This window comes from Acidimicrobiales bacterium, assembly GCA_035531755.1.
In the GTDB taxonomy this organism is placed as follows: domain Bacteria; phylum Actinomycetota; class Acidimicrobiia; order Acidimicrobiales; family UBA8190; genus DATKSK01.
In genome coordinates this window covers 1-13,588 of record DATKSK010000055.1, presented here as the reverse complement: position 1 = coordinate 13,588, position 13,588 = coordinate 1, and the positions used below count along the sequence as shown (strand labels likewise).

Sequence of the window (13,588 nt, the reverse complement as noted above, 5' to 3'; positions counted from 1 at the left end):
TCAGCTCTTCGTGGTCGTTCAGCTCTTCGTGGTCCGACGTCTGTCCTCGGCCGCGCCACACACGCCCCGCGACACGCGTACGACGGCAGTCGCCGCGCGTGGCGCCTCCGGCGGCCCTGAGCGCCGTCGAGCGGGCGGGCGGGACTCGGGAGCGGACGGTGCCGGCTGCGTGGGACCGGATCGAAGGGCCGGCGGGCCCGTTGGCGGTCCATCTCTCTCAGGGCACGTCGACCCGGGGGTCGCAGGCGAACGTGCTCGTCATGTGCCACGGCTTCCCGGTCGGTCAGGACTCGGCCGAACGGGTGGCGGCCAACCTGCCCGCCCTGGCCGACCGCCTGGCGCTGGAGACCGACTGGCGGGTCCTCGTCGGGTGCCTGCGCGGCGTCGGCGCGTCCGTGGGCGACTTCTCGCTCGCCGGCTGGTACGAGGATCTCCGCGCCCTGGTCGCCCACGGTGCCGAGCTCGGCCGGGGTGGGGTCTGGGTCGTCGGATTCGGCACCGGGGGTGCCTTGGGCCTGTGCGTGGCGTCGGAGGACACCCGTGTCCGTGGGGCCGCGTGTTTCGGGTCGCCCGCCACGTTCTCCGACTGGGCGCAGGATGTCGGGGGCATGATCGAGTACTCGCGGCGCGTCGGTGTCATCCGGTCGCCGGGCTTCCCGTCGGACCGGCGCGCCTGGAGCGAGGCGTTCACGTCCCTGCACCCCGGCGAGGCCGCGGCCGCCCTGCCCCCGCGCCCGCTCCTCGTGGTCCACGGCGCCGAGGACGAAGAGGTGCCCGTGGCCGACAGCCGGGTGCTCGCCGACGCCGCCTCGCCGAGCGCGGAGCTCCGTGTCCTGCAGGGAGCGGGCCATCGTCTGCGTGCCGACCCGCGGGCGGTCGCCCTGCTGGCGGGATGGCTCGAGCGTCAGGGCCCCTGACCGGCGTCCGCGGCGACTTGCCCTGCCCCTGCCCCTTGCCCCTACCGCTCGCCCCGCCGGCCCCCGCCTTGGCGCTCGTGGAACTCGTCGGGGTGCTCGTGAGGGTGCTCGTGGTGCTCGTCGGGGTGCTCGCGGGGGTGCTCGTCGGGGGCCGTGCCGGGTGAACCGTCGAGCGACTTGTCGATGGCGGCCCGGAGTCGGGCGGCAGCACTGCGGGGGTCATCGGACTCCGTCAGGTAGCGCACGACGACGAAGTGGCGGGCACCGGCGGCCGCCAGCGACGGGACGGTGTCGGGCGTGACCCCGCCTGTCACGAACACCGGCCGCTGTGTGTGCGCCACGGCGAAGGCCACGTACTCGGCGCCCGTGCCCGGCCTCCCTGGCTTCGTCGGGGTTGGGACCACGGGGCCTGCCGAGACGTAGTCGACCGGTTCCGCCGTGCTCCGTTCGAGCTGGCGCGGCGCGTGGGTGGAGAGCCCGACCACCGCGTCCGGCCCGAGGATCCGGCGGGCGAGGGCCGGGGATGCGTCGTCCTGGCCGACGTGGACACCGTCGGCACCGGCGTCGAGCGCCAGGTCGGGCCGGTCGTTGAGGACGAACGGCACGCCGTGGCCCGCGCAGACCCGGGTGGCGACGGCGGCGCGCTCGACGAGCGTGCGCGCGTCGAGGCGCTTGTCCCGCAGCTGCACGACGTCCACGCCGCCGGCAATACAGCGATCGAGGAACGAGGCGAGATCGGGTCGGTCGGGGGTGCAGAGATAGAGGCGACGACCCGATAGGTCCGCCGCAGTGCCCGGGCTCACCAGGTGCCGGCGCTCAACGGCTACCGGCGCTCAGCGGTTACCGGGGCGCGAGGATGTCCGCGTCGTCTTCCGGGCTTTCGCGGCCTTCGCGGAGGTGGAAGCCCTCGTCCCCGTGGGGGTCTTCGGAGCCGCTGACCCCTCGTCGGCGTCGGCCGTCCGTCGCTTGTTGGCCGCCTTCAGCTCCTGCTTGAAGGCGCGCACCCGAGCGAGGGTGTCGGGGTCGACGATGTCGGCTACGGACCGGAAGCTTCCGGGCTCGCTGAACGGCTCGCTCACCGCCTCCCACCCTTCGGGTCGCACGCCGAGTTGCTTACCCAGGAGGGCGACGAAGATCTTCGCCTTCTGCTCGCCGAACCCCGGCAGCTCTTTCACGCGCGCCAGCAGCTCGGGACCGGAGGACGCCTCCTCCCAGATCCTCTCCGCCCGGCCGCCGTAGCGGTCGGTCACCATCTTCGACAGCTCCTGGACCCGGCCCGCCATCGACCCCGGATAGCGATGGAGCGCCGGTTTGGACGAGAAGGCCTCGGCCAGCGCCTCGGGGTCCATCCGGGCCACGCGACCGGCGTCGAGTGCCTTGCCCAGGCGTCGCTGGAGCGTCGCCGGTCCGGCGAAGGCCCATTCGAGCGGGACCTGTTGGTCCAGAACCATGCCGACGAGCAGGGCGAAGGGATTGCTCGACAGAATCGCGTCGGCCTCCGGCTCTTGGCTCAGGTGAAGTTCCACGAACCGCGAGCGTACCGAGGGAGCGTGCCGGGTCACATCCCCTGGCGATGGGGCAGGTCGGGCAGGCCCCGTGCAGTGGGCCGGTCGGGACGATCCGGTCGGCCCGGCTCGGGCCGATCAGTCGAGGTCGGGCCGGTTCAGTCCGGCCGCCCGGCCCTGGCGTGGAGCATCTGGGCCGTCAGCTCCGTCAGGGAGGCGATGGCGAACTTGCCGTCGCCGACCTCGGCGATCCACGCACCCTCTTCCAGGGCGTGGCACCCCTCGTAGAACCAGTAGGTGCGTCGCTGGTTGGGCGACGAGTCGGCGGTCCCGGGTGGGTCGGGGAGTGTCGCGACCATCTCCGGCTCGTGCTCGAGCCAGGCGCGCAGGAAGTCGTCGAGCGTGAAAGGCCCGGACGCGCCCTTGAACGTCGCGTCCCTGACGATGGCGGCGAGGATGCTGTTCGCCACGCGCGTCACCTGGTCGTCGGCTTCCCCCTTCACAGTGACGAGGCTAATCGCCGGGGATGCGCGTCCAGCGGTTCATTTTCGCTGGTGAGGGGGCAAGTCGGCCCCAATGGCGACCGCGACCGCTGAACGTGGTCGATGGAAGGCGCAAAGGGAGTCGTTCCCACTGAGTGTGGTTGCCGGTGCGACCCCGCTAAAGACGCCGTGCCCGAGTGCCGAAAGCCGGTACATGACCAGTCTTGCGATGTCCGTGGAGTCTTCGGTCGCGACCGATGCCGGATCGGACGTGGACACCGTCTCGCCGGTGGTCGTCCAGCTCCTTCGGCGCCCCAGGTGGCAGAACCTGGCCGCATGCAGCGGCGAGCGTGTCGAGATGTTCATTCCCGACCGGGGTGCGCCCACGGCGCGTGCCAAGCAGTTGTGCGCGCGTTGCACCGTTCGCGCCGAGTGCCTGAAGTACGCGCTCGCCATTCCCGATCTGGTCGGGTACTGGGCCGGTACGAACGAGCGCGAGCGCCGGCGGTTGCGTTCCTCCCTCCGGCGCGGCGAGCGCTGATCCCGACGCCCCCGGTCACCCCGTCGGGGTGGCCGCTCCCATGGTCGCTGGTGGCCCGACTGGGTCGGTGACCCCGGCGCGTCGTACCATCCGCCTGGGTCTGACCGGGAGGGTGGACAGGTGGGCGCACGAGGCGATCGAGCGGCGGTGAGGCGGTGACGCCGGTCCGCGACAAGCGGGTGGCGCTGGTCACCGGCGCCAGCCGGGGCATCGGTCGGGCGTCTGCCATCGCCCTGGCCGCGGCAGGGTTCGACGTGGCCATCGTCGCCAGGACACAGCGCGAAGGCGAGGCGTTCGACGAGTCGAGCCCCGGGGGCGGCCCCGTCCCCGGCAGCCTCGACACCACCGCCACGCAGATCGAAGCCGCCGGCGGGCGCGCCCTGGCGATGCGCGCCGACCTGCTCGACCGCGCCTCGCTCCTCGCCGCCGTCGAGCGCGTCCTCGGGGAGTGGGGGCGGGTGGACGTCTTGGTCAACAATGCCGTGCACACGGGGCCCGGGAGCATGGAGCGGTTCCTGGACCTCGAGATCGAGGTGGTGGAGGCCAAGCTCGAGGCCAACGTGGTGTCCCAGCTGGTGCTGATCAAGTCGGTGCTCCCGGGGATGCTCGAGCGGGGGGATGGCACCATCATCGACATCACGTCGGCGGTGGCGACCACCGACCCGCCGGCTCCGACCGGCCAGGGCGGCTGGGGCCTCGGGTACGCCGTCACGAAGGGCGCCTTCCACCGGGTGGCGGGCATCCTGGCCGTGGAGCTCGGCCCGGCGGGCATCTTCGCCGTGAACGTCGACCCGGGGTACGTCCTCACCGAGCGCATGACCGCCGCCCAGGAGAGGCTGGGCCTGGCGGGCCGGTACCCGGGGGCGCCGCCCTCGGTGCCCGGGGCTGTGGTGGCGTGGCTCGCCGGTGGGAGCAGGGGCATCACACGCGATGAACGGTCGGCCCTGAACGGTTCGACCGTCATCGCCCAGCGCGTCGCCCACGAGCGCGGCCTGCACCCCGACTGGCGCTGACCGCCTGCTGAGCCCCGCTGGGACGCATCGCCGGAGGGTGGTGATGTTCGAACCCCGGTAACGGCCGACGGATCAGTCGGCGAGATGGTGTGTTCGGAGGAAACTGCTGTCTTCCTCATGCATCTCGTGGGGTAGCTCGGTGAACCATGCAAGTCGGTTGGGCACCGTCGAGAACACGTGTCCTTTCCGTGTATCGAGATGAGTGTCAAACACGATCCCGACTGGCCAGTCAAGGCCCTGCCGAAGGTGGCTGGGATATTCAACGTAGCCGAGCAGGTTGTCAATGACGACGTCCGCGGCGATCTCGTCGAGCGCGACCCGGTGGATCGCCTCTGAAAGCGGCTCAGCAAACCTCACCGTCCCTCCCGGTAGGTTCCACAGTCCGGCGCAGGCGCCTCTGGCCCGTCGAGCGAGCAACACACCTAGCTCCGAACGCACGACGATCATCACGGTGAGCCGTGGGACCCTTCGGAAGATCTCTTGATACTCGGCTTCAGGGAGCGGATGTGTCACGGCGGATCAAGACTAATCGGCGTCGCAATGACGCACTCGGCGGCCACAGTGTCGCAAGCCATCATGATGTCGTACGCCGACAGCGCGAGCGCTTCGCAGCTTGGGCACCAATCGACCAGAAGGGGCCGATCTTGAGTCGGTTCCCGGCCCCTGGGGACAGCAGTACCGGGCACGCATGATCGGGATCCCGTGTGTGTCATGTATCGATCCGTCCGGGGCGGTTCGTGCCGTGGGCGCGTACCCGGCCCGGGGCCGAGCCATCCGTCGGCGTGGAGTGATCCCGGTCGGATGGCCCTGATCAGGCCCTCCGAGGTGGCCGAGCTCACCCACAGATGAAGCATGTGCGACACACTCCGAGTCTCCACCTTCTAGGGGGTTTCGCGTCATGATCGTCAGATGAGCGAGGACCCCTCCTTTCGAACGGACCTGTACCAAGGGACGGCTCGCGACTACGACAGCTTTCGCCTGCCGTATCCGCCGTCGCTGGTCGATGACTTGCGGTCCCGGGCTCGTCTGACGGGCACCGGACGGCTTCTCGACTTGGCCTGTGGCACGGGGCAGATCGCCTTCGCCCTGTGCGCCGAGTTCGATGAGATCACGGCGCTCGACCAGGAGCCAGGATCCGTCGCCTTCGGCCAGGCGAAGGCCGAAGCCTTACGGCTCGCGCACATCAGATGGCAGGTCGGCACTGCCGAGGAAGCGGATGTACCTGGTCCGTTCGACATGGTCGCGATCGGCAACGCGTTCCACCGACTCCGACGCCAGCGCGTAGCAGAGCGTGCGCTCTCCTGGCTCCGATCTGGCGGGTACGTGGCCCTGCTGTGGGGCGGGAATCCGTCCGAGGGAGCCAGCGACTGGCAAGAGGTCCTGCGCGCCGTCATGGTTGACTGGCTCGGTCGCACAGGCGACCGGCTACCAGCGGACTGGGAAGAGGCGATGGCACGCGACCCCCACGAACAGGTTCTGAGCCGCGTAGGTTTCAACTATGAGGGGAGCCATGACTTTGCAGTGCGGCACGTCTGGACGATCGAGACCCTGACGGGGTATCTCTACTCAACCTCCATCCTCAGTCGCCAGGCGTTGGGTGACCTCGCACATTCGTTCGAGAATGACCTCTCGGACCGGATCCTTCGCTGTCACCCGAATGGAAGATTGGAACAGGATGTGCGGTTCTCTTACCAGCTGGCTCAGAAGCCGGACTGACCAATCACCCGATACATCTCCGTGGGCGCGCTCCCTCGCCCGCGGTCGACCTGACCGGTGATCCCCGGCGGAAGCGATCCTGCTCGGCTGGGTTCCTTCGAACTGGGTCAGCACCCGAGCACTCCCGGCGCTTGCGCGCACCCTCCCGGCGCTCACGAGTGCTCGCACTACCGCAAATATCTGCAGCAGGGTGCGGTCGCCTCAGGATGGGTCAGTTTCCCGAGGCCGGTGGTCGCCCGAGGAACTGCTCGATGGCCGCCGCAACTCCCTGAGCGATCACCATCTGGCCATGCGCGCTGGCGGCGAGCGTGCCCTCGAACGGATCTGTGAGGAAGAGCGGTTCGATCACCGCACCCGGCATCTCGCTCGGCGTGGAGAAGTAGCCCGTCATGGCCGGTCCGATAACGAGGAGGTGACCGTAGGTGGCGGCCTCCCCGGCAATCCCGCCGGCTGTCGGGTCCCCGACGTAGGACCCGAGTGTGGTATCGGGTACCGCGCCGTCGTTCGGGATGTCCCAGCCCTGAGCGTTCATAGCCGCTACCACATCGGTCTCTACGTCTCCAGCTAGCGTCAGGTTCGCTGCCGAGAACGAACGATCGGCGTCGTAGGCAGTGAGGCTCCCAGCATTCTGCGGGGAGCCACCGGCGTCGAAGTAGATCCCGACCAAGACGCTCGCCTTAGCCTCGTTGGCGCACACATCGCGGGCAACAACGTCGTCGTGTGCTCCTTCGAGCGAGAGAGCGCCGTTGGCCACATCGGTGGGACCTAGCCGTAGGACCGTGGTGTCGCTCGTGCGTGAGACGACGACACGAAATCCCTTGGCACGAAGAAGGGCCATCGCGTCGAGCTCGACGGGAAGGGTCACGTCAGCTTCGTAGATGGCCTTCCCACTCTGTGTCGAACCCACACCGCCAGGGTCGATGCCGCCATGGCCGGCATCGAGGAATACCGTCTCGTGGCGATCACCGGCGGTGGGCCCGAAGGCCACACAAGCTCCGGTAGCGAAGGCCGCCTGGTCGATGGGCTTACCAGTCGAGGACGTACTCGAAGATCTGGTTCTCGGGACGCGCACCACGTGCTGCACGGCGAGTGCCAACGTCCCGGCGCCGGTGGCGGCGACGACGAGGGTCAGGAGAACCTCGAGCAGCCGCGCGCGCGTGGGTCGTCGTCGGCGCAGACCTCGCGCTCCCACGTCAGGCGGTCACATCTCTGACCGCGTAGAGACCGAGTAGGCCGAGCGGAAGTTTGGGCGGATAAGACCGAGCAGCATCCGCACGGTGGTCGTCTTCCCGGCCCCATTGGAGCCGACGAAGTAGGAGCCGATCCCGGTGGGTCCGTGCAAGTCGACGCCATCGGTAGCGAGCCTCTCGCCGAAACGCTTCATCAGGCCGATGGAGGTGGTGACCTCTGACGTCATCCGCGCTGGTTTCGGGTGTCACGGGTGCAGGGTCGCTTCTCATGCTGTAAGCATCTTGTGGGCCTCCGCGCACTACGTGGTGCGCTACCAATCCGGACGCGACCCGATCAGAAGCAACAGCCGAGGATGATCCTGCCTGTGGGGCTCGCCCGGTCGGCCTCGGTCCCGAGGGGGAACAAGCCGGCAATGTCGAGCCGTCTACTTGGGGCCATATGCGCGCCATCAGCGATACCGAGCGTCTCCAAGCGCGCTTTGGGTGGTTACGAGGTGCGGGTCCCCATCGCCATGAGCGATCATGCCTGCGACGCTCCGCCTCCGAACTCGCCGCCTCCGAACCTCGAACAGCCGTTGGGTCCTGCGGGTCGAAGCGTGATCGTGGAGGCGGCGACCGCGCCCGATGACGATGAGGAGCCGAAGGCAGTCGCGCACTGGCCGCTGGAAACCGACGACGCCTTCGCCGATTGGGCCTTCGTGAATGTCGTGGTCGAGTTGAAGCTGAAGGTAGCGGCGGCCGATCGTGACGACGACGCGCCCTTCACGGTCAAGGCCCCGCTCCCGACCGAGGTCACTCTTCCGAAGACGCTGGTGAAGGGCAGCGCGCCACCACCGAACCCACGGCCCCCATCCCCGCCGAACGGCCTGCCGGAGAGGCCACTCGGGCGCGTGCACCCGGCCGCCGACGTGGGTGTCGAGATGGACACCGTGCGCGCGACAGCAGGGCCGGACGAAGTGGAGGAGCCGAGCACCTGGGCACAGTCCCCAACCGCGAGATCGGATGCGGTCGCCGTCACCGTCTTGCTGAACGTGGTGGATGACGACCAGTCGACAGTGACCGAGCTGCCGGTTCGCGCGTTCTGGACCACCATGGACGACGAGCTCACGGATGAAACCGACCCGGATGCCAGGGGACGCCCTTGGGGTGCAGGCGTGTTGGCCGCTGCCGGAGATGTCGAAGAGGTTGCGCTCGAGCTGCATGCTCCGAGCACCAGGGCGCCCGCGCCCAGAAGGGCGATCACCAGCCTTGTGGAGACGGGGGGGCGGGCATTGTCGGGAGAGCGGCTGTGCATCGATCTGTGCTCCTGGTCGGGTCGCCCATCGTCGCAGAGGCGATCGATGCGATGCTTCCCGACCACCCTGTGAGAAGACTGTGATCTGGGACGAGTCGGATCGAACCGCACGGGATGTTCACTCGATGCGTCGACGCTCGACTGTGGTGGTGCTGGCTGTTGGGTGCGTCGCTATGCCGGGCCGAGGCGGCGACTCACCGATGTGGCGTACAGAGCCCGCAAGGCATCTTCACAGCCTTCTCACAGTAGGCCCGGTCCATCATGCGGTGCGCTTTCTGGCGCGGCCGAACGACAAAAGGGGATCTCAAATCAATGGTCTCGATGCGCTACGTCTGGCATGAACTACGACGACGCTGGAGCCGCACGCTCGTCACCGCCCTGGGGCTGGCCGCTGGGGTGGGCCTGGTAATGGGCATCGTTGGAGTCTCCAACGGCCTCTCCGACGCCCAGAACAAGGTGCTCTCCCCTCTTTCCTCGGTCGGCACCGACATCGTGGTGGAGCGGACAGTGGGCGTGGCGAGCACGTCCGCCTCTGCGGCCAACTCCACCACCACGACCACGGCACCTAGTGGCTTCGGCGGGGGTGGCCCAGGAGGCGGAGGCGGAGGCGGAGGTGGTGGCGGATTCTTTGCCGGCGCAGGCAATGCCGGTGCCAATGCGTCGGACCGGACGGCGCTGGCCAACAACAACTCCTCGATCATCACCGACCTGTCGAAACTCGGGCCGGCCGGCACGCAGTTCACCTACGACTTCTTCGTGACCGGCACCCTCATCACCTTTCCCCAGTCGGCTCTGACCGACGTCGCGAAGATCAAGGGCGTGCAATCGGCGGTGCCGGGCCTGTCTCTTCAGGCACTCCACGAATCGGGCACCGTCCCCCAGGTCACCGACACAGTGACCACCGGCGGCCAGACGATCACCTCGGTCCAACGGCCAGCACCGTTGACCGCTGCCGAGCAGGCATCAGTCCGGGCGTGCCTCCAGAGCAGTGGCGCCTTCACCGGCCCACCGACGTCCACGAGCAGCACGACGCCAGGCGCCCCCAGCACCACCACTCCCGCCGGCGGCGGGGGCGGGGGCGGCCTCGACCAGCGGTTCGGAGCGGCGTTCACCACGTGCCTGCCGGCGCGCTTCCAGCAGTACGAGGCCCAGGTGGTCGTGCCCGAGCAGACCATCACTCGGGTGCTCAACCCGCCGTCGACCGACACCCAGACCAAGGGGTACACGGTGGCAGGTGTCAGCCCGTCGAACTCGAACTCGGGCCTGATCACCAAAGCCCAGCTCGTGTCGGGCACGTGGTTCACCTCCACCCCGGCCGACGAGATCCTGGTGAGCACGGCCTACGCCAGCACCAACGGCATCAAGGTGGGCCAGTCCCTCACCATCGACAAGACGGTCTACAAGGTCGCGGGGCTCGTGAACCCCACCCTCACCGGGGACGTCTCGGACATCTACTTCGACCTGGCCACGCTGCAGGCGAACTCCTCGCAGGCCAATCGCATCAACGAGGTGCTGGTCAAGGTGACCAAGTCCTCCGACGTCGACGCCGTCGCCGCCTCCATCAAAAAGGCACTCCCCGGCGCCACCGTGCTCACCTCCAAGCAGCTGGCGGGCCAGGTGACCGGCAGCCTTTCCAATGCCAAGAAGCTGGCGTCGGACCTCGGCGTCGCCCTCGGGATCATCATCCTCATCGCCGCCCTGCTGATCGCCGCCTTGCTGACATTGTCGAGCATCGCCAAGCGCGTCCGTGAAATCGGCACACTGCGGGCCATCGGATGGTCGCGAAGCCGTGTCGTGAACCAGATCCTGGCGGAGATGCTCGGCATCGGGGTCGTCGGCGCCGCCCTCGGCGTACTCGTCGGCCTCGGGGTATGCGCGGCGGTCGACGCCTTCGGGCCCACTCTGGCTTACAGCACGACCGGGGCTGTGGTCGGCGCCTCGTCGGCCAGCAACCTCGTGCACGCCACGGCGGCTGCCGCCAGCACGCTGGGCAAGACGGTGAAGCTCCACACCTCGATCTCGGCACTTACGGTGATCGTGGCCGCAGTCATCGCCATCTTGGGCGGGCTCGTGGCGGGGTTGGCCGGCGCCCTTCGAGCGGCGCGTCTGGCTCCGGCCTCGGCCCTGCGAGACCTCGGATGACGGCCCGAGCCTGCCGGTCAGTGACCCCGCAGCCAACGCAGGAGAAGGAGCTCACATGAGCGAATCCGTGTCGATCGCGCCAGCCGCCCAACCGCTCTACAGCCTACGAGGCGTCGAGCGCCGCTATCTCAAGGGCGCGAGCGAGGTTGTGGCCCTGCGGGGCATCGACCTCGATATCGGTGCCGGCGAGTTCCTCTGTCTCGAGGGACCAAGCGGCTCGGGCAAGAGCACCCTGTTGCAGCTCCTGGGTGCGCTCGACACGCCCACCGCGGGAACGATCCAGATGGACGAGCAACAGCTCGGTTCGGCCGGGGACGACGTCCTCACTTCGATCCGGAGCAAGCGAATCGGATTCGTCTTCCAGCAGTTCAATCTGATCCCGACACTGAGCGCCTTGGAGAACGTGACACTGGCGATGGCTCCCCAGCACGTGTCGCGAGCAGAACGCGACCAGCGCGCCTCGGAGCTTCTCGGTCGCGTTGGGCTCGGCCATCGCCTCGATCACTTGCCGTCACGGCTGTCCGGCGGCGAACAGCAGCGTGTCGCCATAGCCCGAGCACTGGCCAATCGCCCCGAGGTGATCGTCGCCGACGAGCCGACCGGAAATCTCGATACCGGGAGTGCCGGCGAGGTTCTCTCCTTGCTCGTCGAACTCCAACGACGAGATGGGGTGACCGTCATCATCGCGACGCACGACCCGGAGGTGGCACAGCACGCCACCCGCCACCTCAAGCTGCGCGACGGTCTGGTCGTGGAAGACCTTGTCCACTAACTCCGCGACTTCGTTCGGCTTTCACGACTTCGAACTGGGCATCATCAACAAGCGACAACAACTGTGTCGGATCCCGTAGAGCCAGAAGATCGGTCCGTCCGACGGCACCTCCTGCAAGGTCTCGACGACTACCTCCAAGGCCGAGCTGACTTCGAAGCCATGTATCCCAACTGGTACGTGGAGTTCGCTCAGCTGCCGGATGGAGCGATCAGCCAAGCTGATTTCGATCTTCTCTCCGAGGTGCAGGAGAAGCTCGAATACACTTCCGTCGAAGTGCCGAGCGATCAAGAACGGCAATTCGGCTGGATAGGCACCGAGGAGTTCCGAATCTGGCTTACAGGGCACCGGGCGAGGTTGGGCTGACTCTCCCAGCTGTTCGGCAGGTTCAACGTGCGATGATCTGCCGAGCCAGCCGAGACGGCGCGCTCGTTGCCGAGGGGCACCACAGCAACTCAACACCCTCGCCCAGTCGATCCACAGCACAGTGACCCAGACTCTGTCTTGCGCCTCGGTCGGGCATGGAACAGTCCCCAGGACCCCCGCCCCCCGGGACAGTCGCTTCCCCGACCGAGGCGCACCAGAGACACAGTGGATGCACCCGGCGCAGTGAGATCGCCGGGAGACGCGGCCTCCGGCTCGACGGGGTGCACTTCGTGGATTCGGTACTGACCCGCGCAATATCGACGCCCGGGTGTATTTCGTCTTGACCGGGCTGGAAGTGCAGAGGCGCGCACCTCGGATCGGGGCCACTCCATCCGGTAATCTCGGCTCTGTGCGATCCTGAGCGCGCGGGACTGCCCCGGCCTCCCGGCAGCCCGAGATACCCCCGGCAATGCCGGGGTGCGTCCAGCAGCTTGGGCGCCATGAAGACGAGGAGGTCGACATGGTGTAACCGAGCGACAAGCTGAGCTCATCAATCCCGTGCTTCGGGGCTGGGGCAACTACTTCCGGGCGGGGAACTCCTCCCGGAAGTTCACCACCGTCGACAGCTGCGTCCACATGCGGCTGGCCCGACTGGCCAGCAACAAGCACGGGCTGTCGCATCGGAACTGGGCCAGGGGCAACCGCTTCGACTTGGAATGGTTGTCCGGCCTCGGGGTGTATCGCCTCACCGGGACGGTGCGGCGGGTGACGGCGCATGCAGTGCGGTGCACGGTGTCGGGGAGCCGTGTGCGGGAGAACCGCACGCACGGTTCGACAGGGGGCCGCTGGCGAAGCGGGACCGGGACCGGCCGAGATGGGCGAGAAAGCGGAATGCCCAGCGCCTGACGCCGGTCAACGCACGACCAGCCCGCGGCCTACCTCACCGGTTGGGATCAGGGCCTCGATCCTCACCTCCGGGGAAGGAGGCAGCCTCGAACGAATCCGCAGCGCCACCTGCCTAATGCGGCTATTTGGTGAAGGCGCTGTGGAGGGGGTAGTACGTCCGGTCAGGGTCAACGCCGGGCGGGAGGTGGAGCTTGACGTTCTCGTTGAACCAGGCTTGACCGTCTTCCTCAGACTCCCAGAGCTCCACGACCCGCCAACCGCCGGCCGGGCTTGGTCCGCCGGCATGGGAGATGAAACCTTTGGAGGCTTGGATGAGGGGCCTGAGTTGGCCAATCATCCCGGCGTAGATCTCCTCGGTCATCGTCGGCACTTCACCGATCATCAGGACTGGCATCGACCCTCCTTCGTCAGCACGTCGAGAGAACGATACAGGAGCGCGCGACCGGAGCGAACCGCTGGATCGGCTCGCTCGATTCGGTGGCCCGGATCAGGGGCGGAAAGATGGGTGCCATTGGACCGCACTCAAAGGCCGGAGGCGCACCCCGGCCAGAGGCCGGGCCGGCCCTATGCCGCCGGTGAGCCCTCGGTAATGTCGGCAGTGATTCTTCCGAACTCGGAGGAGATGCGGATCCCCAGACCGTCGACGTGCAAGGGCTCGATCACCTCGCCCAACGCATCGCAGAAGGCTTCGTAGCCGACGGCTTCGATGGCCGGGATAGATGGTCCTGCGGCGGCGAGCGCCCGGAC

The 13,588-nt window shown here is 68.0% G+C and carries 16 protein-coding genes; 8 read left to right on the top strand and 8 right to left on the bottom strand.

All coding sequences use genetic code 11. The annotated features are described in order from the left end of the window. Nucleotides 1-98: 98 nt before the first annotated feature. The gene (locus VMV22_11545; protein ID HUY22957.1) at nt 99-917 is read left to right on the top strand and encodes an alpha/beta fold hydrolase; all 819 of its coding nucleotides are present in this window, start codon (nt 99-101) and stop codon (nt 915-917) included. A gap of 41 nt (nt 918-958) precedes the next feature. Here VMV22_11545 and thiE read toward each other — a convergent pair whose 3' ends face one another. The 3 genes from thiE to VMV22_11530 form a co-directional block, all read right to left on the bottom strand. Further along, nucleotides 959-1,720 (bottom strand): thiamine phosphate synthase, encoded by a 762-nt coding sequence (gene thiE, locus VMV22_11540; protein HUY22956.1) that lies wholly within the window; start codon nt 1,718-1,720, stop codon nt 959-961. A 30-nt stretch (nt 1,721-1,750) separates the two neighbouring features. Then, a complete protein-coding gene (locus VMV22_11535; protein HUY22955.1) occupies nt 1,751-2,443 on the bottom strand; it encodes an HhH-GPD-type base excision DNA repair protein in 693 nt (230 codons plus the stop codon). Between the two features lie 137 nt (nt 2,444-2,580). Then, nucleotides 2,581-2,925, bottom strand: coding sequence for a hypothetical protein (locus VMV22_11530; protein HUY22954.1), 345 nt, complete (start codon nt 2,923-2,925; stop codon nt 2,581-2,583). Between the two features lie 214 nt (nt 2,926-3,139). Between VMV22_11530 and VMV22_11525 the strand changes: the two genes are divergently transcribed. Both VMV22_11525 and VMV22_11520 read left to right on the top strand, forming a co-directional pair. Beyond that, nucleotides 3,140-3,445 (top strand): WhiB family transcriptional regulator, encoded by a 306-nt coding sequence (locus VMV22_11525; protein HUY22953.1) that lies wholly within the window; start codon nt 3,140-3,142, stop codon nt 3,443-3,445. A gap of 155 nt (nt 3,446-3,600) precedes the next feature. After that, on the top strand, nt 3,601-4,458 hold the full coding sequence (locus tag VMV22_11520; protein ID HUY22952.1) for an SDR family oxidoreductase: 858 nt from the start codon (nt 3,601-3,603) through the stop codon (nt 4,456-4,458). Nucleotides 4,459-4,530: 72 nt separating this feature from the next. On the opposite strand, the gene VMV22_11515 is transcribed toward VMV22_11520, so the two are convergent. Continuing rightward, entirely contained in the window at nt 4,531-4,971 is a 441-nt protein-coding gene (locus VMV22_11515; GenBank protein HUY22951.1) for an NUDIX domain-containing protein, read from the bottom strand. A gap of 396 nt (nt 4,972-5,367) precedes the next feature. On the opposite strand from VMV22_11515, the gene VMV22_11510 reads away from it, so the two are divergent. Next, nucleotides 5,368-6,174 (top strand): class I SAM-dependent methyltransferase, encoded by an 807-nt coding sequence (locus tag VMV22_11510; GenBank protein HUY22950.1) that lies wholly within the window; start codon nt 5,368-5,370, stop codon nt 6,172-6,174. Nucleotides 6,175-6,385: 211 nt separating this feature from the next. Here VMV22_11510 and VMV22_11505 read toward each other — a convergent pair whose 3' ends face one another. Next, nucleotides 6,386-7,162 (bottom strand): N-acetylmuramoyl-L-alanine amidase, encoded by a 777-nt coding sequence (locus tag VMV22_11505; protein HUY22949.1) that lies wholly within the window; start codon nt 7,160-7,162, stop codon nt 6,386-6,388. Between the two features lie 213 nt (nt 7,163-7,375). Continuing rightward, nucleotides 7,376-7,591 carry a hypothetical protein gene (locus tag VMV22_11500; GenBank protein ID HUY22948.1) on the bottom strand — a complete coding sequence of 72 codons (216 nt, stop codon included), beginning with the start codon at nt 7,589-7,591 and terminating at the stop codon, nt 7,376-7,378. Between the two features lie 369 nt (nt 7,592-7,960). Here VMV22_11500 and VMV22_11495 point away from each other — a divergent pair, with 369 nt between their 5' ends. From VMV22_11495 to VMV22_11480, 4 genes are all read left to right on the top strand, one after another. Further along, nucleotides 7,961-8,731, top strand: a complete 771-nt coding sequence (locus VMV22_11495) for a hypothetical protein (GenBank protein ID HUY22947.1) — start codon at nt 7,961-7,963, stop codon at nt 8,729-8,731. A gap of 248 nt (nt 8,732-8,979) precedes the next feature. Beyond that, nucleotides 8,980-10,800, top strand: coding sequence for an ABC transporter permease (locus tag VMV22_11490; protein HUY22946.1), 1,821 nt, complete (start codon nt 8,980-8,982; stop codon nt 10,798-10,800). 55 nt (nt 10,801-10,855) lie between these two features. Next, nucleotides 10,856-11,572: an ABC transporter ATP-binding protein gene (locus VMV22_11485; GenBank protein ID HUY22945.1), complete on the top strand. Its 717-nt coding sequence runs from the start codon at nt 10,856-10,858 to the stop codon at nt 11,570-11,572. A 177-nt stretch (nt 11,573-11,749) separates the two neighbouring features. Then, the gene (locus VMV22_11480) at nt 11,750-11,935 is read left to right on the top strand and encodes a hypothetical protein (protein ID HUY22944.1); all 186 of its coding nucleotides are present in this window, start codon (nt 11,750-11,752) and stop codon (nt 11,933-11,935) included. Nucleotides 11,936-12,962: 1,027 nt separating this feature from the next. Here the strand turns inward: VMV22_11480 and VMV22_11475 are convergent. Beyond that, on the bottom strand, nt 12,963-13,235 hold the full coding sequence (locus tag VMV22_11475; GenBank protein HUY22943.1) for a hypothetical protein: 273 nt from the start codon (nt 13,233-13,235) through the stop codon (nt 12,963-12,965). 170 nt (nt 13,236-13,405) lie between these two features. After that, the coding region (locus VMV22_11470; protein HUY22942.1) for a hypothetical protein at nt 13,406-13,588 on the bottom strand (183 nt) is incomplete at its 5' end.